This window comes from Nonomuraea sp. NPDC050680 (genome assembly GCF_040654555.1).
GTDB lineage: Bacteria > Actinomycetota > Actinomycetes > Streptosporangiales > Streptosporangiaceae > Nonomuraea.
Genome location: NZ_JBFAIF010000003.1, coordinates 361038 through 378041, shown reverse-complemented (window position 1 = coordinate 378041; position 17004 = coordinate 361038). Strand labels below are relative to the sequence as shown.

At 71.3% G+C, this 17004-nt stretch carries 15 protein-coding genes; 3 read left to right on the top strand and 12 right to left on the bottom strand.

The window, feature by feature from the left end; translation table 11 throughout:
• The first annotated feature begins 198 nt into the window (after positions 1 to 198).
• The 3 genes from AB0H88_RS12940 to AB0H88_RS12930 are packed head-to-tail and all read left to right on the top strand — an operon-like array spanning position 199 to position 3055.
• The gene (locus AB0H88_RS12940; RefSeq protein WP_357643760.1) at positions 199 to 1233 is read left to right on the top strand and encodes an iron ABC transporter permease; all 1035 of its coding nucleotides are present in this window, start codon (positions 199 to 201) and stop codon (positions 1231 to 1233) included.
• Positions 1230 to 2276 (top strand): iron chelate uptake ABC transporter family permease subunit, encoded by a 1047-nt coding sequence (locus AB0H88_RS12935; RefSeq protein WP_357643758.1) that lies wholly within the window; start codon positions 1230 to 1232, stop codon positions 2274 to 2276. The genes AB0H88_RS12940 and AB0H88_RS12935 overlap by 4 nt, the downstream gene beginning before the upstream one ends.
• On the top strand, positions 2273 to 3055 hold the full coding sequence (locus AB0H88_RS12930; protein ID WP_357643756.1) for an ABC transporter ATP-binding protein: 783 nt from the start codon (positions 2273 to 2275) through the stop codon (positions 3053 to 3055). Before AB0H88_RS12935 ends, AB0H88_RS12930 begins: the two co-directional genes overlap by 4 nt.
• Positions 3056 to 3097: 42 nt before the next feature.
• On the opposite strand, the gene ftsY is transcribed toward AB0H88_RS12930, so the two are convergent.
• The 12 genes from ftsY to AB0H88_RS12870 all read right to left on the bottom strand — a co-directional run bounded on the left by ftsY (position 3098) and on the right by AB0H88_RS12870 (position 16995).
• Positions 3098 to 4285, bottom strand: coding sequence for a signal recognition particle-docking protein FtsY (gene ftsY, locus AB0H88_RS12925; protein ID WP_357643754.1), 1188 nt, complete (start codon positions 4283 to 4285; stop codon positions 3098 to 3100).
• A 124-nt stretch (positions 4286 to 4409) separates the two neighbouring features.
• Complete coding sequence (gene smc / locus AB0H88_RS12920; RefSeq protein WP_357644762.1) at positions 4410 to 8165, bottom strand: chromosome segregation protein SMC; 3756 nt, start codon at positions 8163 to 8165, stop codon at positions 4410 to 4412.
• A 183-nt stretch (positions 8166 to 8348) separates the two neighbouring features.
• Entirely contained in the window at positions 8349 to 8543 is a 195-nt protein-coding gene (locus tag AB0H88_RS12915; RefSeq protein ID WP_090938435.1) for a hypothetical protein, read from the bottom strand.
• A gap of 192 nt (positions 8544 to 8735) precedes the next feature.
• Positions 8736 to 9005, bottom strand: a complete 270-nt coding sequence (locus AB0H88_RS12910) for an acylphosphatase (RefSeq protein ID WP_357643752.1) — start codon at positions 9003 to 9005, stop codon at positions 8736 to 8738.
• Positions 9006 to 9124: 119 nt separating this feature from the next.
• Positions 9125 to 9970: a bifunctional DNA-formamidopyrimidine glycosylase/DNA-(apurinic or apyrimidinic site) lyase gene (mutM, locus tag AB0H88_RS12905; protein WP_357643750.1), complete on the bottom strand. Its 846-nt coding sequence runs from the start codon at positions 9968 to 9970 to the stop codon at positions 9125 to 9127.
• Positions 9971 to 10690, bottom strand: coding sequence for a ribonuclease III (gene rnc, locus AB0H88_RS12900; protein WP_357644760.1), 720 nt, complete (start codon positions 10688 to 10690; stop codon positions 9971 to 9973). It lies immediately after the preceding gene.
• 239 nt (positions 10691 to 10929) lie between these two features.
• Positions 10930 to 11109: a 50S ribosomal protein L32 gene (rpmF, locus tag AB0H88_RS12895; protein ID WP_157250905.1), complete on the bottom strand. Its 180-nt coding sequence runs from the start codon at positions 11107 to 11109 to the stop codon at positions 10930 to 10932.
• Position 11110: 1 nt separating this feature from the next.
• Positions 11111 to 11581: a YceD family protein gene (locus AB0H88_RS12890; RefSeq protein ID WP_357643747.1), complete on the bottom strand. Its 471-nt coding sequence runs from the start codon at positions 11579 to 11581 to the stop codon at positions 11111 to 11113.
• 150 nt (positions 11582 to 11731) lie between these two features.
• Complete coding sequence (coaD, locus tag AB0H88_RS12885) at positions 11732 to 12208, bottom strand: pantetheine-phosphate adenylyltransferase (protein WP_357643745.1); 477 nt, start codon at positions 12206 to 12208, stop codon at positions 11732 to 11734.
• Positions 12209 to 12223: 15 nt separating this feature from the next.
• Positions 12224 to 12790 carry a 16S rRNA (guanine(966)-N(2))-methyltransferase RsmD gene (gene rsmD, locus AB0H88_RS12880; RefSeq protein ID WP_357643743.1) on the bottom strand — a complete coding sequence of 189 codons (567 nt, stop codon included), beginning with the start codon at positions 12788 to 12790 and terminating at the stop codon, positions 12224 to 12226.
• A gap of 433 nt (positions 12791 to 13223) precedes the next feature.
• On the bottom strand, positions 13224 to 15401 hold the full coding sequence (recG, locus tag AB0H88_RS12875) for an ATP-dependent DNA helicase RecG (protein WP_357643741.1): 2178 nt from the start codon (positions 15399 to 15401) through the stop codon (positions 13224 to 13226).
• 34 nt (positions 15402 to 15435) lie between these two features.
• Positions 15436 to 16995 (bottom strand): DAK2 domain-containing protein, encoded by a 1560-nt coding sequence (locus AB0H88_RS12870; RefSeq protein ID WP_357643739.1) that lies wholly within the window; start codon positions 16993 to 16995, stop codon positions 15436 to 15438.
• Positions 16996 to 17004 lie beyond the last annotated feature (9 nt).

Here is a 17004-nt window from a genome sequence, read left to right as displayed (position 1 = left end):
CCGTCGCCTGGAGGAGGAGCGCCGGGAGCGTAGCGACCAGAGCGACGGGGGAAGGCGGCGGCATTGGGCGACCGAGCCCGCCGCACAAAGTGCGGCAAATAAGCACGGAGCGTAGCGACCAGAGCGACGGGGGAAGGCGGCGGCATTGGGCGACCGAGCCCGCCGCACGGAGTGCGGCAATAAACACGGAGGGATCGCGTGACCGTTACGGCTGTGACGCCGCGCCCGCGCGGCGTTCAGCATCGGCGGCTCACCGTTCTCCTGGTCCTGCTCGGGGCCGTCGTGATCGGCGTGGTGCTGAGCATCACGATCGGCGCCAAGTCCGTGCCTCCGGCCGACGCCTGGCACGCGTTCACCGCCCCGACCGGCACCGAGAACGACATCGTCATCCGCTCGCTGCGCGTCCCCAGGACCGTGCTCGGCGTACTGGCCGGGTTAGCGCTGGGCGTCGCGGGCGCGCTCATGCAGGGCCACACCCGCAACCCGCTCGCCGACCCCGGGCTGCTCGGCGTGACGCAGGGGGCGGCGTTCGCGATGGTCGCCTCGATCATCCTGCTGGGCGCCTCCAGCCTGCTCGCCTACATCTGGTTCGGCCTGGCCGGCGCCCTGATCGCCAGCGTCGGCGTGTTCGCGCTCGGCATGGTCGGCGGGCGCGGCGGCCCGACGCCGGTCACGCTCGCCCTGGCGGGCACCGCTGTGAGCGCCTTCCTGTATGCGCTGACCTCGGCCATCGTGCTCCTGGACGAGCAGGCGATGGACGTGTTCAGGTTCTGGCAGGCCGGCTCCATCGCCGCCCGGGGCTCCGAGGTGGTCTGGCAGGTGCTGCCGTTCATCCTGGCCGGCCTGGTGCTGGCGATGGTCAACGCCCCGGGACTGAACGCGCTGGCCCTCGGCGAGGACGTGGCGCGCGGCCTCGGCCAGAACATCGCCCTCACCCGCACCGTCGGCGTCGCCGCCGTCACCCTGCTCACCGGCGCCTCGGTGGCCGCCTGCGGGTCGCTGGCGTTCGTCGGGCTGATCGTGCCGCACCTGGTCCGCCCGCTGTCCGGCACCGACCATCGGTGGCTGCTGCCGTACTCCGGGCTGGTGGGCGCCGCGCTGCTGCTGCTCGCCGACGTGATCGGCCGCGTCGTCGCCCCGCCGGGCGAACTGGAGGTCGGCGTGGTGCTCGCGCTGCTCGGCGCCCCCTTCTTCGTCGTCCTGGTCCGCCGCAGGAAGCCGGTGCGGCTGTGACGACGACGATCCCGCTGCGGGTGGCGGGTCTGTCCTGGCGGGTACGGCCGCGCGGCGTCGCCGTCACGCTCGGCGGTCTGGCGCTCCTCGGCCTGCTCATGGCCCTGAACATGCGCATCGGCGACATCCCGATGAGCCTGTCCCAGGTGCTGGGCGGCACGTTCGACGTCAACAGCGCCGACCACTTCGTGATCATGGAGCTCCGCCTGCCGCGCGCGCTGACCGGCGCCCTGGTGGGCGCGGCGCTGGCGCTGTCCGGCGCGATCATCCAGTCCATCGCGCGCAACCCGCTGGCCAGCCCCGAGATCCTCGGCGTCACCACCGGCGCCTCCGTCACGGTCGTGGCCGGGGTGGTGGCCAGCGGCAGCGCGTACGGCGGGGTCAGCGGGCTGCTCTCGACCCTCGGCATCCCCCTCCTGGCCCTGCTCGGCGGCCTGACGGGAGCCGTGATCGTGTACGCGCTGGCCTGGCGGCGCGGACTCGACGGCTACCGGCTGGTCCTGGTCGGCATCGGCGTGGCCGCGGTGTTCACCAACGTCAAGTACTGGCTGCTGACCGTCGGCGACGTGAACGACACCGGCAGAGCCATGGTCTGGATCAGCGGCTCACTCAACGGGCGAGGCTGGGAGCACGTGGTGCCCGTGGCGCTCGCGCTGGCCGTACTCGTGCCGCTGACCCTGCTCGGCACCCGCTCGCTGGACGCGCTGCGCTTCGGCGACGACACGGTCACCGCACTCGGCCTGCGGATGAACCCGGCGCGCGCGCTGATGATCCTCGCCGCGGTGCTCCTCGCCGCCGTCGCCACGGCCTCGGCGGGCCCGATCGCGTTCGTCGCGCTGGCCGCGCCGCAGGTCGCGCTCCGGCTGACCCGCTACGGCCAGCCGCCGCTGTTGTCGTCGGCGGTGGTCGGCGCCGTGCTGACCGCCGCCGCCGACCTGATCGCGCGTACCGCCTTCTCCCCGATCGAACTGCCCGTCGGCGTCGTGACCGCGGTCCTCGGCGCCCCGTACCTGATCCACTTGATCTGGAAGGCGCGCAAATGAGGCTCCAGGCCGTCGACGTCAAGCTCGGGTACGGCGATCGCACCATCGTCGATGGGCTCGACCTCGGCATCGAGGCGGGCACGGTCACCACGATCATCGGCCCCAACGGCTGCGGCAAATCCACCCTGCTGCGCGCGCTCGGCCGACTGCTCCGGCCGCAGGGCGGCGAGGTGCTGCTCGACGGCAAGCGCATCGACCGTACCCCTACCCGCGAGGTGGCCAAGATCCTCGGCGTGCTGCCGCAGGCGCCCACCGCGCCGGAAGGGCTGACGGTCGCCGACCTGGTCGCCAGGGGCAGACACCCGCACCAGACCTGGTATCGGCAGTGGTCGTCGGACGACGAGTCGGCTGTGGACGAGGCGCTGGCCATGACCGGCCTGGCGGACCTCGCCGAACGCCCCCTGGACGAGCTCTCCGGCGGGCAACGGCAGCGGGCCTGGATCTCCATGGCGCTGGCCCAGGGCACCGACCTGCTGCTGCTCGACGAGCCGACCACGTTCCTGGACCTGGCGCACCAGGTGGAGGTCCTGGAGCTGGTACGGCACCTGCACGGGGCGGGGGGCCGGACCATCGTCATGGTCCTGCACGACCTCAACCTGGCGGCCCGCTACACCGACCGGCTGGTGGCCATGCGGGAGGGCCGGGTGGTGGCCGCGGGCGACCCGCACGAGGTGCTGACGGAGGAGCTGCTGCGGGAGGTGTTCGAACTGGACGCCAAGATCATCACCGACCCGGTGGCGGGCACGCCACTCGTCATCCCCATCGGCACGCACCGCTGACGGCCCGGCGACGGTTCGGCCGAGCGCGCCGGCGCCCGCGATCTACTTGGAATTGTCATCGCCGAGAATGGCGTCCACGAACACCTCGGGATCGAAGGGCGCCAGGTCGTCGGGACCCTCGCCGAGCCCCGCCAGCTTGACCGGAACCCCCAGCTCCCGCTGGACCGAGATGACGATGCCGCCCTTGGCCGTGCCGTCGAGCTTGGTCAGCGCGATGCCGGTGATGTTGACGACCTCGGCGAACACCTGGGCCTGCCGCATCCCGTTCTGGCCGGTGGTGGCGTCGAGGACGAGGAGCACCTCGTCGACCGTGGCCTTCTTCTCGATGACCCGCTTGACCTTGCCCAGTTCGTCCATGAGGCCGGTCTTGGTGTGCAGGCGACCGGCGGTGTCGACGATGACGACGTCGACCTTCTCCTCGATGCCCTTGGCCGTGGCGTCGAAGGCGACAGAGGCGGGATCGCCGCCCTCGGGCCCGCGTACGACGTCGGCGCCGACCCGGTCGCCCCACGTCTGAAGCTGGTCGGCGGCGGCGGCCCGGAACGTGTCCGCCGCGCCGAGCACGACCTTCTTGCCGTCGCCGATCAGCGCGCGGGCCAGCTTGCCCGTGGTGGTGGTCTTACCGGTGCCGTTGACGCCGACGACGAGCACGACGGCGGGCCGCTCACCGTGCTTCTGGATGTGCAGCGTACGGTCCAGCTCGGGGTTGATCTGGGCGAGCAGTTGCTCGCGCAGCAGCTTGCGCACCTCCTCGGGGGTGCGGCTGCCGAGCACCTTGACCTTGGTGCGCAGCTCCTCGACCATGACGCGCGTCGGCGCCACGCCGACGTCGGCGGTGATCAGGCTCTCCTCGATCTCGTCCCAGACCTCGTCGTCGAGGCGGTCGCGGGACAGCAGCTCCAGCAGACCGCGCCCGAGCGTGCTCTGCGAGCGGGCCAGCCGGGAGCGCAGCCGCACCATCCGGCCGGCGGACGGCGGCGGCACCTCGATCTCGGGCGTGACGACGGTGGGTTGCGCGGGCGGCGGGAGCGTGGTGGTCGCCCCTCCCCCCTCACCCTCCTCCGCGCTGGGCGCCGGACGCTGCTCGGGGAGCGTGGGCGCCTGGGGCGTCTTGGGCGGTTCAACCGGCGGCGCGCCCTTGCCACCGGGCCTGAAGAGCAGGAAAAGGCCGCCGGCCGCCAGCAAGGCGACGACGACCACGATCACGATGACGCCGAGGTAACCATCCACAACAGGTCAGTTTTCCAGATGGACCGGCATGCTGCTGACCCGCGCCGCGCGGACCGGACCGATCGGGACCCAGACGATCAGCACCGGACCGATCGGGACCTAGACGATTGGGGCCGGGCCGACGTCAGGCGGACTCGCGCTCCCGGAGCCGCTGGCTGACCACCTGGGTGACGCCGTCGCCGCGCATCGACACGCCGTAGAGGGCGTCGGCGATCTCCATCGTCCGCTTGTTGTGGGTGATGACGATCAGCTGGGAGCTCTGCCGCAGCTCTTCGAAGAGCCGCAGCAGCCGCTGCGTGTTGGTGTCGTCGAGGGCCGCCTCCACCTCGTCCATCACGTAGAACGGGGAGGGCCGCGCCTTGAAGATGGAGATCAGGAACGCCACCGCGGTCAGCGACCGCTCCCCGCCCGACAGCAGCGACAGCCGCTTGACCTTCTTGCCGGGCGGCCGGGCCTCGACCTCGATGCCGGTGGTCAGCATGTCGCCGGGCTCGGTCAGCACCAGGCGGCCGTCGCCACCGGGGAACACTCTGGTGAAGATCTGCTCGAACTCGCGCGCCACGTCCTCGTAGGCGGAGGAGAACATCTGCTCCACCCGGTCGTCGACCTCCTTGACCACCAGCAGCAGGTCGCGCCGGGTCTTCTTGAGGTCTTCGAGCTGCGAGTTGAGGAAGGCGTGCCGCTCCTCCAGCGCCGCGAACTCCTCCAGGGCGAGCGGGTTGACCTTGCCGAGCTGGTTCATCTGCCTCTCGGCGATCTTGGCCCGCTTCTCCTGCTCCTCGCGTACGTAGGGGACGGGCGGGTCGCCGGGAACCGGGGCCGCCGGGCCGTACTCGGAGATCAGTGACTCGGGCTCGACGCCGAACTCCTCCAGGGCGCGCTGCTGGAGCTGTTCGAGGCGGAGCCGCTGCTCGGTGCGGGCGACCGCGCTGCCGTGGACCCGGTTGACCAGCTTGTCGAGCTCCTGGCCCAGCTCGCGTACGTGCAGGCGGACCTGCTTGAGCTCGGCGTCGATCGCGACACGGGCCAGGTCGGCCTCGTCGCGTTCGCGGGCGGCGAGCTGGATGGACGTCCCCAGGACCTTGAGCACCTGCTTGGCGCCATTGCTCACGGCCTCGGCCACCGCGGCCTGCCGCCTGCGCCTGGCCCGCTGAGCGGCGGCCTCGGCGCGTTCGTGGCGCTCGCGCTGGGCTGCCCTGATCAGGCCGTCGGCCCGGCCCTCGATGCCCTTGACCCGCTCCTCCGCGGTGCGGACCTGCAGGCGGGTCTCCATCTCGCGCTGCCTGGCGACCTGGCAGGTGCCGGCCAGCTCGTCGCGGAGGTCGGTGGTCGGCTCGGTCTCCAGCTCCTGCGCGTATTCGGCCTCGGCCAGCCGGATCTCCAGCTCGGCCAGCTCCTCCAGCCCTTCGGCGCGGGACTCCTCAGCGGTCGTGACGTTCTTGGCGAGGCGCTGGGCCTCGGCCCGCGCGGCGTCGGCGGCGGCTTCGAGCTGGGCCAGCCGCTTGGCCGCCGCGGCGTTGCGCTGGTCGGCCTCCCGCTGCCTGGCTCTGACCTGGTCGAGCGCGCCCTGGGCGGCGTTGACCCCGGCCTGGGCGGTGCCCGCGGCGGTCTGCGCCTCGTTGACCTGGCTCTGAGCCGACTCCAGGGCCAGCTGCGCGGCCTGCTCGGCTGCCGCGGCCTCCTCTTGGGCGGCGGCGGTCTCCTCGGCCCTGCCCTCGGCCTCCTCCAGGTCCGCGACGGCGTCGTCGAGCGCCGCCCGCACCTGCAGCACGGAGGTGCCGCCCTCGGAGCCGCCGCTGGCCAGATGGGCGCCGACGAGGTCGCCGCCTCTGGTCACGGCCCGCAGCTCGGGATGGCGCTCCACGATCGCGCGGGCGGCGTCGAGGTCGTCCACGACGACGACGCCGGCCAGCACATGGTCGAGGGCGGCCCTGAGGTGTCCGGGCACCGTCACCAGCGCGGCGACCCAACGACTCCCCTCAGGCGCGGCCGCGCGCACCTGATCGGCGGCCCGCCCATCAGAACCCGCGACGAGACCGTCGGCCGGCCCATCGAGAGGTGCCACGCCCTGCCGATCAGCGGCCCGTCCGTCGGAGCCCGCCACCAGGAGGGTCGCCTGGCCCGCCTCCTTGACGCGGAGCAGTTCGAGGGCGCCGATCGCGGTGCCCACCGTCCTGACGGCGATCGCGTCGGCGATCGGCCCGAGCACGGCCGCGACCGCCGGCTCGGCGCCCGGGGTGACCTGCATCGACGCCGCCAGCGGACCGAGCACCCCGGCCAGGTCGGTCTCAAGAAGGGCCGCACCGCCGTCGCCCTTGGCCAGGCCGAGCTCCAGGGCCTCGCAGCGGGCCCGCAGGGCGGCCACGGACCGCTGCGCCTCCTGGTCGGTGGCGCGGGCCGTGGCGATGCCCGATCTGGCGGACTGAAGGGCCGCTCGCGGCGCGTCGAGGGCGGACTTGGCCCGCTCGACCGCGGCGCGCGCCTCGTCGGCCGCCGCCTTGGCCTCGTCGACCAGCGACTGGGCGGTGACCAGCTCCGCGGCCAGCGCCGGGTCGACGGCGGGCTCCTCCAGCCGGCGCGCCTCCAGGTCCTCACGGGCCTGGCGCTCACGTCCGGCGGCCTCCGTCACGGCGCGGGTGAGGCGGCCGATCTCGTCTTCGGCGGCACGGGCCCTGCTGCGTACGGAATCGACCTGGCCGCGCAGTTTGGCCAGGCCCTCGCGCCGGTCGGCGGCGGCCCGCGAGGCCATCGCGAGCCGCTGCTCCTCGGCGCTCAGCTCGGCCTCGGACTCGGCGCGTCGCTGGACCGCCTCTTCCAGCAGGTCCTGGGCGTGCTCCAGCTCCGCGCGGAGGATCAGCTCGTGCTCGCGCACCTCGGCCGCCTCGCGTTCGAGCTCCTCCGGGTCGCGCCCGCGCCGCTCGATGGCGGCCGCGTCGAGCGCGTGCCGGTGCCGCTCGGCGGCCAGTTGTTCGAGGCCGGTGATGCGTTCGCGCAGGGAGGAGAGCCGGAAGTAGGTCTCCTGGGCGGCGCTCAGCCGGGGCTGGGCCTCGGCCTCGGCGCTCTCCAGGGCGGCCTCTCGCTGCTGGCCCTCGGCCAGCTCGGACTCCACCCTGGTGCGCCGGCCCAGGATCGCCGCCTCGTCGGCCGCCTCGCGCTCCAGCGTCTCGCGCAGGACGCACACGTCGTCGGCCAGCAGGCGCAGCCGCGCGTCGCGCAGGTCCGCCTGGATGACGGCGGCCTTGCGGGCGATCTCCGCCTGGCGGCCGAGCGGCTTGAGCTGGCGGCGCAGCTCGGTGGCGAGGTCCTGGACGCGGGTGAGGTTGGCCTGCATGGCGTCGAGCTTGCGGAGCGCCTTCTCCTTGCGCTTGCGGTGCTTGAGGACGCCCGCGGCCTCTTCGATGAACGCGCGCCGGTCTTCGGGGCCCGCGTGGAGCACGGCGTCGAGCTGGCCCTGACCGACGATGACGTGCATCTCACGGCCGATGCCGGAGTCGGACAGCAACTCCTGGATGTCGAGCAGGCGGCAGGTATCGCCGTTGATGGCGTATTCGCTCTGGCCCGACCTGAACATCAGGCGGCTGATCGTGACCTCGGTGTAGTCGATCGACAGCGCGCCGTCGGAGTTGTCGATGGTCAGCGTCACCTCGGCCCGGCCGAGCGGCGGCCTGGAGGAGGTGCCGGCGAAGATGACGTCCTCCATCTTGCCGCCGCGCAGCGACTTGGCGCTGTGCTCGCCCATGACCCAGGCCAGGGCGTCGACGACGTTGGACTTGCCGGAGCCGTTGGGGCCCACCACGCAGGTGATGCCGGGCTCGAAGCGCAGGGCGGTCGCGGAGGCGAACGACTTGAAGCCGCGCAGGGTGAGGGTCTTCAGATGCAAGACCACGCCCCCTTCTCCGGCAACCGACTTCGAAAAGCCTACTGGTCTTCACCGCCCCACGAGGGCGTGTGCGGTCGAGGCCGCGCCGGTCTGGTAAAGGAGGCACAAAAGTCTAGGGAATAGGCAAATAACAAGGGACGCCTCTTCGAGACGTCCCTGGGGTGTCGTGCGCTCCGAACACTCTTAGGTGAGTGCCGGCTCGCGCTCTTGCATACGGCTGAGCGCCTCGTCGCGGGTTTGCGCCGCAAGAGCGTCATTCGTGGCCTGGAGTCGGATGAGTTCTGCCTCCAAATCCCGGATCCGCTGTTGCAGACGGCGCATCTCCGAGACCATTCGAGGGTCAGGACCGCCGACGTGGCCGAGTAGAGCCTTCGCCATGGTAAAGGGTCCTCCACGCTGAGTGACCAGACTGGTTCGCGCACTTCATTATTCCGCGGGAGGGGTGCGCGTGGTACTTAACAAGAGTCGCACCGGCAATGAGGGCGGTCAAGTCGAACGAACCGCAGAGACCTACCCTCGGGCACTCCCGACATACAACTATACCCTATTTGAGCTGTTTAACGAAACCCCTTACCTCTCCACAAAGCCCCCCAAACTACCTCGGGCTTCGCTCCATCGTTCCACCACTCCATCGACTCTGCCCGGCGTGTCGCAACCTCTGAGCAGCTCCAGCAGCTTGACGCAGGACTCTTGTGTGCCTTCCGCCACTATCTCCACCCGGCCGTCGGTCGCGTTCCGCGCCCAGCCCGTGAGTCCGAGCTCCAGAGCCCGCGCGCGCGTCCACCATCGGAAGCCCACGCCCTGCACTCGCCCCCGCACCCACGCTGTCAACCGCACCATGGGATCCCCCTTTTTCCTTTACGCAAGCCGAACCCCGGCCATCCCACGGGCCTCCAGGTCAGCGGTGCCATCCTCCAAAGCGGCCCCATCCTCCAAGACGAACCCTCCGGAGGGCTCGATCAGCGAGGCTTGCGCTGGCAGGTCGGGCAGCTGTAGGACGAGCGGTTCATGAAAGGGTCGCGCCTGATCGGGGTGCCGCAGCGGGAGCAGGGCTGGTCGCGCCGGCCGTAGACCTCCAGGGAGCGCTCGAAGTAGCCGCTCTCCCCGTTGACGTTGACGTACAGGCTGTCGAAGGACGTCCCGCCCTGTAGGAGGGCGGCGCCCATGACCTGGCGGACCGCGGCCAGGAGCTCGGCGATCTTGGGGCGGGTGAGGGTCTGGGTGGGCCGGGCCCAGTGAAGTTTCGCCAGCCAGAGGGCCTCGTCGGCGTAGATGTTGCCGACTCCGCTGATCAGGGACTGGTCGAGCAGGGCCCGTTTGATCTCGGTCTTCTTCTTGCGCAGGTTCGTGGCGAAGGCGGCCTCGTCGAACGCCTTCTCGAACGGGTCGGGGGCTATGTGCGCGATCGGCGCGGGGATGCCCCCGACCAGGGGGGTGAGCATGACGTGGCCGAAGGTTCGCTGGTCCACGAAGCGGAGGTCCGAGCCGCCGTCGGCGAAGCTGAGGCGTAGGCGTAGATGCTTCTCCAGCGGAGAGTCGGGCGGCACGATGAGCAGTTGGCCGCTCATGCCCAGGTGCGCCAGGAGCGCCTCGTCGTCGCCCGAGAGCGGCAGCCACAGGTATTTGCCGCGGCGCTCCGCCGAGAGCACCGTACGGCCGCTCAGGCGCGCGCAGAACTCCTCGACGCCCGGCACGTGCCGCCTGGTGGCGCGGGGGTGGAGCACCTCGGCTGAGGCGATCTCCCGGCCGGTGACCCATTCGGCGAGGCCGCGGCGGACGACCTCGACCTCCGGCAGCTCTGGCACCTAGCCCGCCGGCTGGCTCTCGCGCTGCTCGCGGCGGGTCCTGATGCGGGTCCACGCCGCCTCGGCCGCCTGCTGCTCGGCTTCCTTCTTGCTGCGTCCGGTGCCCGCGCCGTAGGACTCACCGCCCACCCGCACTTCGGCGGTGAACGACTTGGCGTGGTCGGGGCCGCTCTCCTCGACGTGGTATTCGGGCACGCCGAGCGCCTCTGAGGCGGTGAGCTCCTGCAGTGAGGTCTTCCAGTCGAGGCCGGCGCCCAGCGAGGCCGAGCGGACGATCAGCGGGTCGAACAGCAGGTGCACGACCCGGAACGCCTCGTCGAGGCCCTTGTCGACGTAGACGGCGCCGATCAGCGCCTCCAGCGTGTCGGCCAGGATCGAGGACTTGTCGCGGCCGCCGGTGCCCTCTTCGCCCCTGCCGAGCCGCAGGAACCGGCCCAGGCCGAGCGTGCGGGCCACATCGGCCAGGGCACGCATGTTGACCACCGCGGCCCGCAGCTTGGCCAGCTGCCCTTCGGGCAGGTCGGGGTGGTTGCGGTAGAGGGTGTCGGTCACGACGAGGCCGAGCACCGAGTCGCCGAGGAACTCCAGGCGCTCGTTGGTGGGCAGGCCGCCGTTCTCGTACGCGTAGGAGCGGTGGGTCAGTGCCCGCTCCAGGATGTCGGGGCCGAGGCCGACCAGCAGCACCCGCTCCAGCTCTTCTCGGGCGACCTCGACGGCCACCGGCTTAGGACCTGCGCCCACGTGCTTCCTCCTCGGACATCTTCACATGGCGCGACGGCTGCGGAAGATGCCCGAAAACGTGGTGGGCGTCGGGGGGACCAAACCCCGGCGTCCACCACGGCCGCGGGCGAACCGCCACCGCACGCGTCAGACGGTAACGCCGACCGGGGCACAATGGCACCCGGTCGGCAGTGCGTCAACCCTTCGAGCGGTCATGGTCCGCTCACCAGGCGGTGCGATCAGGCGGACGGCTCGATCACCTGGCGGCGGTTGTAGGTGCCGCAGCTGGGGCACGCGATGTGCGGCTGCTTAGGCGAACGGCACTGCGGGCAGCTCACCAGGGCGACAGCAGTCGTCTTCCACTGGGAGCGACGGGCGCGGGTGTTGCTCCGCGACATCTTTCGCTTCGGGACGGCCACGTCACTTCTCCTGATCGTTATCGTTCTCGGTAACCAGACCTTGCAACGACGCCCAGCGAGCGTCGATCTTCTCGTGCCGGTGATCGTCGCCGGCCTCGGCCAGCTTGATCCCGCATTCCGTGCAGAGACCCGCGCAGTCTTCACCGCAGACGGGACTCAGCGGCAGTGCGAGCACCGCCGCGTCGCGGAACGTCGGCTCGAGGTCGAGTAGTTCGCCGTCGAGCAGTGAATCCTCCTCCGAGGCGTCCTCGTTGGAGTAGAAGAACAGCTCCTGCAGGTCGACCTCGATCTCCGAGGTGACCGGGTCCAGGCACCGTCCGCACTCCCCGGCGAGCGGGGCGTGCGCCGTGCCCGAGACGAGCACGCCTTCCATCACTGCTTCGAGCCGGAGATCCAGCTCGACTTCGGCGTCCTTGGGGACACCGATCATGTTGACGCCGAGGTCCACCGGTGCCGGCAGGGACAGGGTCATCCGCTTCATCGAACCCGGTCGCCTACCCAGGTCGTGAGTGGAGATCACCCAAGGGGAGCGGGGGTCGAGGTGCTGAGTCATCTGCTCTCGCTAGGCATGGCGAAATGTCGCCGTCGTACAAGGCCGAAATAAAAGGATAGCAGGTCGGTGTCAGCTCCTGAGCCGCTCGATGAGGAGCTCGTGCACCAGGTCAGGCACCAGTCCGGACACGTCACCACCGTACCGGGCGATCTCCTTGACCCTGCTGGAGGACAGGAAGGAGTATTCGGGGTTGGTCGGCATGAACAGCGTCTCGACCCCGGACAACCGATAGTTGAGCTGTGCCATCTGCAGCTCGTAGTCGAAGTCGCTGACCACCCTGATCCCCTTGACGATGGCGGGGATGTCGTTCTGCTTGCAGAAGTCCACGAGCAGGCCATGGAATTTCCGCACCTTGACGTTCGCGTACTCCTTGGTCACGGTGTGCAGAACCTCGATCCGCTCGTCGACCGTGAACAGGCCGCTCTTCTCGAGGTTGATGAGCACTGCCACGGTCACCTCGTCGTACAGCCGGGCGGCCCGGCCGATGATGTCGAGGTGGCCGTTGGTGATGGGGTCGAACGACCCCGGGCAGACAACGCGGCGCAAAACGCCTCCCCAGGTCTACGGGTTCCCGGCGGCGCGACCGTACCAAACGGACGCTTCGCCGTAGCGACGGACCCTCTCCTCTGCGTAGCCTTCGGGCCACACCAGGGCTTTTCCCCTGCTTTCCCGCTCGAACGCCACCAAAGCCCCATCGGTCAGCCAGCCGTTGTCGCGCAGTGACTCCAGTACGCGCGTGACCTCGTTGTCGGTGACGGCATAGGGCGGATCCGCGAAAACTATGTCGTAGCCACCTTCCTCGGGCTTCGCCAGGAACCGCTCGACCTTGTCGGCCACCACCCGCGCCCCGTCGAGCGCCAGCGTCTCGACGTTCGCCTTGATCGTGCGGACGGCCCTCGGGTCGGACTCGACGAGCACCGCGCGGGCCGCCCCCCGGGACAGCGCCTCCAGCCCGACGGCCCCCGACCCCGCGTACAGATCGATCACCCGGGCGCCCGCCAGCCCGTGCAGCGAGTCGAGGGTCAAGAAGATCCCTTCTCGCGCCCTGTCACTGGTCGGTCTCGTCCCGCGCCCCGGCGGCACGGCCAGCCGCCTGCCACCCGCGCTCCCCGCGATGATCCGAGTCATGAGGGCCATTGTTCCGCATGTCGACGCAGGTCAAGAGTGGACAAGTGTCGGCCTCGAGTACGCAAGGGTGATTCCCATCGCGGTGAGGGTCTCGCATGATGGGTCCTGCGGCCTTCAAGGTGACCCAGTTGGAGGCCGACCGGCGTGATCGTGAGCCCTTCCGCACGCCGGTTCCCTCGGCACCTGACCCGAGGGTGGGCCCAGCCGGGGACGGCATTCGGGGGGAGGCCGTCCCCGCGGCTGGGGTTCCAAAGGGCTTTTTTCCTTTTACGGCACAGCCCGGCCGGCCGCCACCCTCCGCACGTGGCTGAGGGCCTCCAGGAAAACGGCCGCTGAACCCGCACAGGGCCGGGCGTCGTTACGTGCGATCCTTACTCGATTCCGTGGCATCTCATGCCCGGGGCTGCACGGGACGCACAGGGGGGCCCGGGCATCAGGTCTTCTCCAAGTACTCCGCACGCTCGTCCGCCAGCAGGCGGTCTATCTCCGCGCGCAGGGCGTCGTGGGACTTCAGATCCGGGTCGGCGGCCAGCAGGGCCGCGGCCTCGTCTCTGGCCGCCTCTATGACGTCCTCGTCGCGGAGGAGCTGGAGCAGCTTCAAGGACGAGCGTTTTCCCGACTGGGCCGCGCCCAGGACGTCGCCTTCGCGGCGTTGTTCGAGGTCCACGCGGGACAGCTCGAAGCCGTCGAGGGTCGCCGCCACGGCCGACAGGCGGGCTCGGGCGGGAGTGCCCTCGGGGAAGTCCGAGATCAGGAGGCAGAGGCCGGGCAGGCCGCCCCGGCCGACCCGGCCGCGGAGCTGGTGGAGCTGGGAGACGCCGAAGCGGTCGGCGTCCATGATGATCATGACCGAGGAGTTGGGCACGTCGACGCCGACCTCGATGACCGTGGTGGCGACGAGGACGTCGAGCTCGCCACGGGTGAACGCGCGCATGATCGCGTCCTTCTCCTCCGGCGGAAGCTTGCCGTGCAGGACTCCCAGCCGCAGGTCGCGGAAGGGGCCGCCGGAGAGCAGCTCGGCCACGTCGAGGACGGCCAGCGGCGGGCGCCGCTCCTCGTCGGACGGCGGCGCCTGCAGATCCCCCTCGTCGCCCTCCAGGTCGCCGATGCGCGGGCAGACGATGTAGGCCTGCCTGCCGAGAGCGACCTCCTCGCGGACCCGCTCCCAGGTGCGCTCCAGGAAGTGCGGCTTCTCGGCGGCGGGCACGACGTGGGTGGTGATCGGCGCGCGGCCCGAGGGAAGCTGCGACAGCGTCGAGACCTCCAGGTCGCCGAAGACCGTCATGGCGACCGTACGCGGGATCGGGGTGGCGGTCATGACCAGCACGTGGGGACGGCCGCCGCCGGCCTTCTCGCGCAGCGCGTCACGCTGCTCCACACCGAACCGGTGCTGCTCGTCGACCACGACCAGCCCCAGGTCGGCGAACTGGACATGCTCCTGGAGCAGGGCGTGCGTGCCCACGACGATGCCCGCGGTGCCGGAGGCGGCGTCGAGCAGCGCGGACCTGCGCCCGGCGGCGTTCATGGAGCCGGTGAGCAGGGTCACGGCCGTGCCGCCGAACATGCCGCCCTGCGCGAGGTCGCCCAGCATGCCGCTGATCGAGCGGTGGTGCTGCTGGGCCAGCACCTCGGTGGGCGCCAGCAGCACGGCCTGGCCACCCGCGTCGACCACCTGCAGCATCGCGCGCAGCGCCACCACGGTCTTGCCCGCGCCCACCTCGCCCTGCAGCAGCCGGTGCATGGGGTGCTCGAGCGCCAGGTCGGCCGCGATCTCCTCGCCGACGAGCGCCTGCCCCTCGGTGAGCGAGAACGGCAGCCGCCCGTCGAAGTCGGCCAGCAGGCCGTCTGCGCGCCGGGGCCGGGGCCGGGCGGGCCACGCGGTCGCCGCCTGCCTGCGCTGCAGCAGCACGGCCTGCAGGACGAACGCCTCGTCGAACTTCAGCCGCTCACGCGCCCGCCGCATGTCGCCGAGGTCCTTCGGCCGGTGGATGGACACCAGCGCCTCGGCCAGTCCCTCCAGCCCGCGCCGGTCCCGCAGCGAGTCGGGCAGCGGATCGTCGAGGGGCCCGAGCGTGTCGAGCACCACGCCGATCGCCCGCCGGATCGCCCACGGCGTCAGGTCCTTGCCCGCCGGATAGATCGGGACGGGCGCCGCCGCGAAGTCCTCGGCGCTCGCCTCGCCCTCGTCGAACAGCTCGAACTCCGGGTGCGACAGCTGCCAGCGCGGCGTGGCCCTGGACCCGAACATGCCCACCTTCCCGGCGAACATCCCCCGCCGCCCCGGCTTGAGCCGCGTCTCGGCCACGTGGGAGCCCTTGCCGAAGAACGACAGGTAGATCTTGTTGCGCCCGCCGTCGACGACCTCGACCTCCAGCCAGGTGCCGCCGCGGTTGCGCATGGGCTTGCGCATCAGCCTCGTCACCTCGCCCACCACGGTGACGTGCTCGTCGACCTCCAGCGCGTCGAGCGAGGTCAGCTCCCCGCGCTCGGCGTAGCGGCGCGGGTAGTGGCGCAGCAGGTCGCCGACCGTCTCCAGGCCGAGCACGCTGTGCAGCAGCTTGGCGGTCTTGGGGTCGAGCGCTTTGGTCAGGGGCTCGTCGAAACGGCTCACGGGACTATGTTCTACCGCCTGCGGCCGACAGGAATCATTCGACACCGATGAGCAGGGGATAACCGCCCTGTTCTCCGTCGTAGACGACCAGGTCCACGTCGGGCCTGATGGCTCTGAGGTGGGCTTCGACGTGCCCGGCCAGGCCTACCGGCGCGTCGGCGCCCGTGACCAGGGTGACCAGTTCGCCGCCGCCCGCCACCATCCGGTCCACGACGAGCGTGGCCACCTCCTCCAGCGTGCCGCCGATCAGCGACACGTCGCCGTCGATCAGCCCGAGCACGTCGCCGGGACGGCACACGCCCGCGCTCGTCACCGCCTCGCGGTCGGCCACCACCAGGTGCCCGTGGCGCGTGTGCCCGGCCGCGTCGGTCATGGCCACCACGTCGTCGTCGAAGCGGCGCAGCGGATCGTGCACGGCCAGCGCGGCCAGACCCTGCACGGTGGCCCTGGTGGGCAGCACACTGACCACGACGCCGTCCTCACGGGCGATCTCGGCCGCCGCGGTCGCCACCGCCCCGGCGCCCTCGTCGTTCGGCAGCACCGCCACCTCGCCGCCCGCCTCCCGGATGGCGGCCAGCATCGCGGGCAGCGTGGGCCGCGTGCCGGGGGCGCGGCGTACCACCACCGCGCCGCACTCCTCGAACAGCGCCGCGATCCCGTCGCCCGCCGCGACCGCGACCACGCCGCGGCCCGCGCCGGCCCGGTGCGTACGCTCGGCCAGGTAGGTGATCCTGATCCGGTACGGCCGCCCCGCGCGCAGCGCCGCCTCGACCGCGGGGCCCGCCTCGCCGACGTGGACGTGGACGTTCCACAGGCCCTCGCCGCCGACCACGACGAGCGAGTCGCCCATCGCGTCGAGCTCCTCGCGCAGCTTGGCCACCGCGGCCTCGTCGGCGTCGAGCAGGTACATCACCTCATAGCCGGCCCCCACCTCGGTCATCGGCGAGATCCGCGAGGTCGGCGCGGGCACGTCGTAGCGGTCGCTGTGGGAGCCGGTGATCACCCGTTCGAGCGACTCCAGGATGATCGCCAGCCCGGCACCGCCGGCGTCCACGACACCGCTGCGCGCCAGCACGTCCAGCTGCTCGGGCGTGCGCCGCAGCGCCGCCCGCGCCGCACCGGCCGCCAGCCGCGCGACCGCCGCGAGATCACCCTTCTCTTCCTGTACGGTCTCCTCCTGTACGGCCCGTGCCGCCGCCTCCAGCACGCTCAGCACGGTGCCCTCGACCGGCCTGGCCACGGCCTCCCTGGCCAATGTGGCGGCCCGCAGCAGCCCGGCGCGTAAGTCGGCGCCGTCCTTCAGCACCTCCGCGAGCCCGCGCAGCGCCTGGCTGACGATGACCCCGGAGTTGCCCCTGGCGCCGATCAGCGCGCCATAGGAGAGCGTCTGCCACATCACCGCGGCGTCCACGTCGTCGGGCAGCGCCTCGACGGCCTCGGCCGCGGAGAGCACGGTCAGGTGCAGGTTGGTGCCGGTGTCGCCGTCCGCGACCGGGAACACGTTGAGCGCGTCGATCTCCGCTCTGGCGCGGCCCAGCGCGTCGGCGGCCAGGCGGGCCCAGCGGCGTACCGCGGGCGGGTCGAGAACCTCCATCTGCGCGCT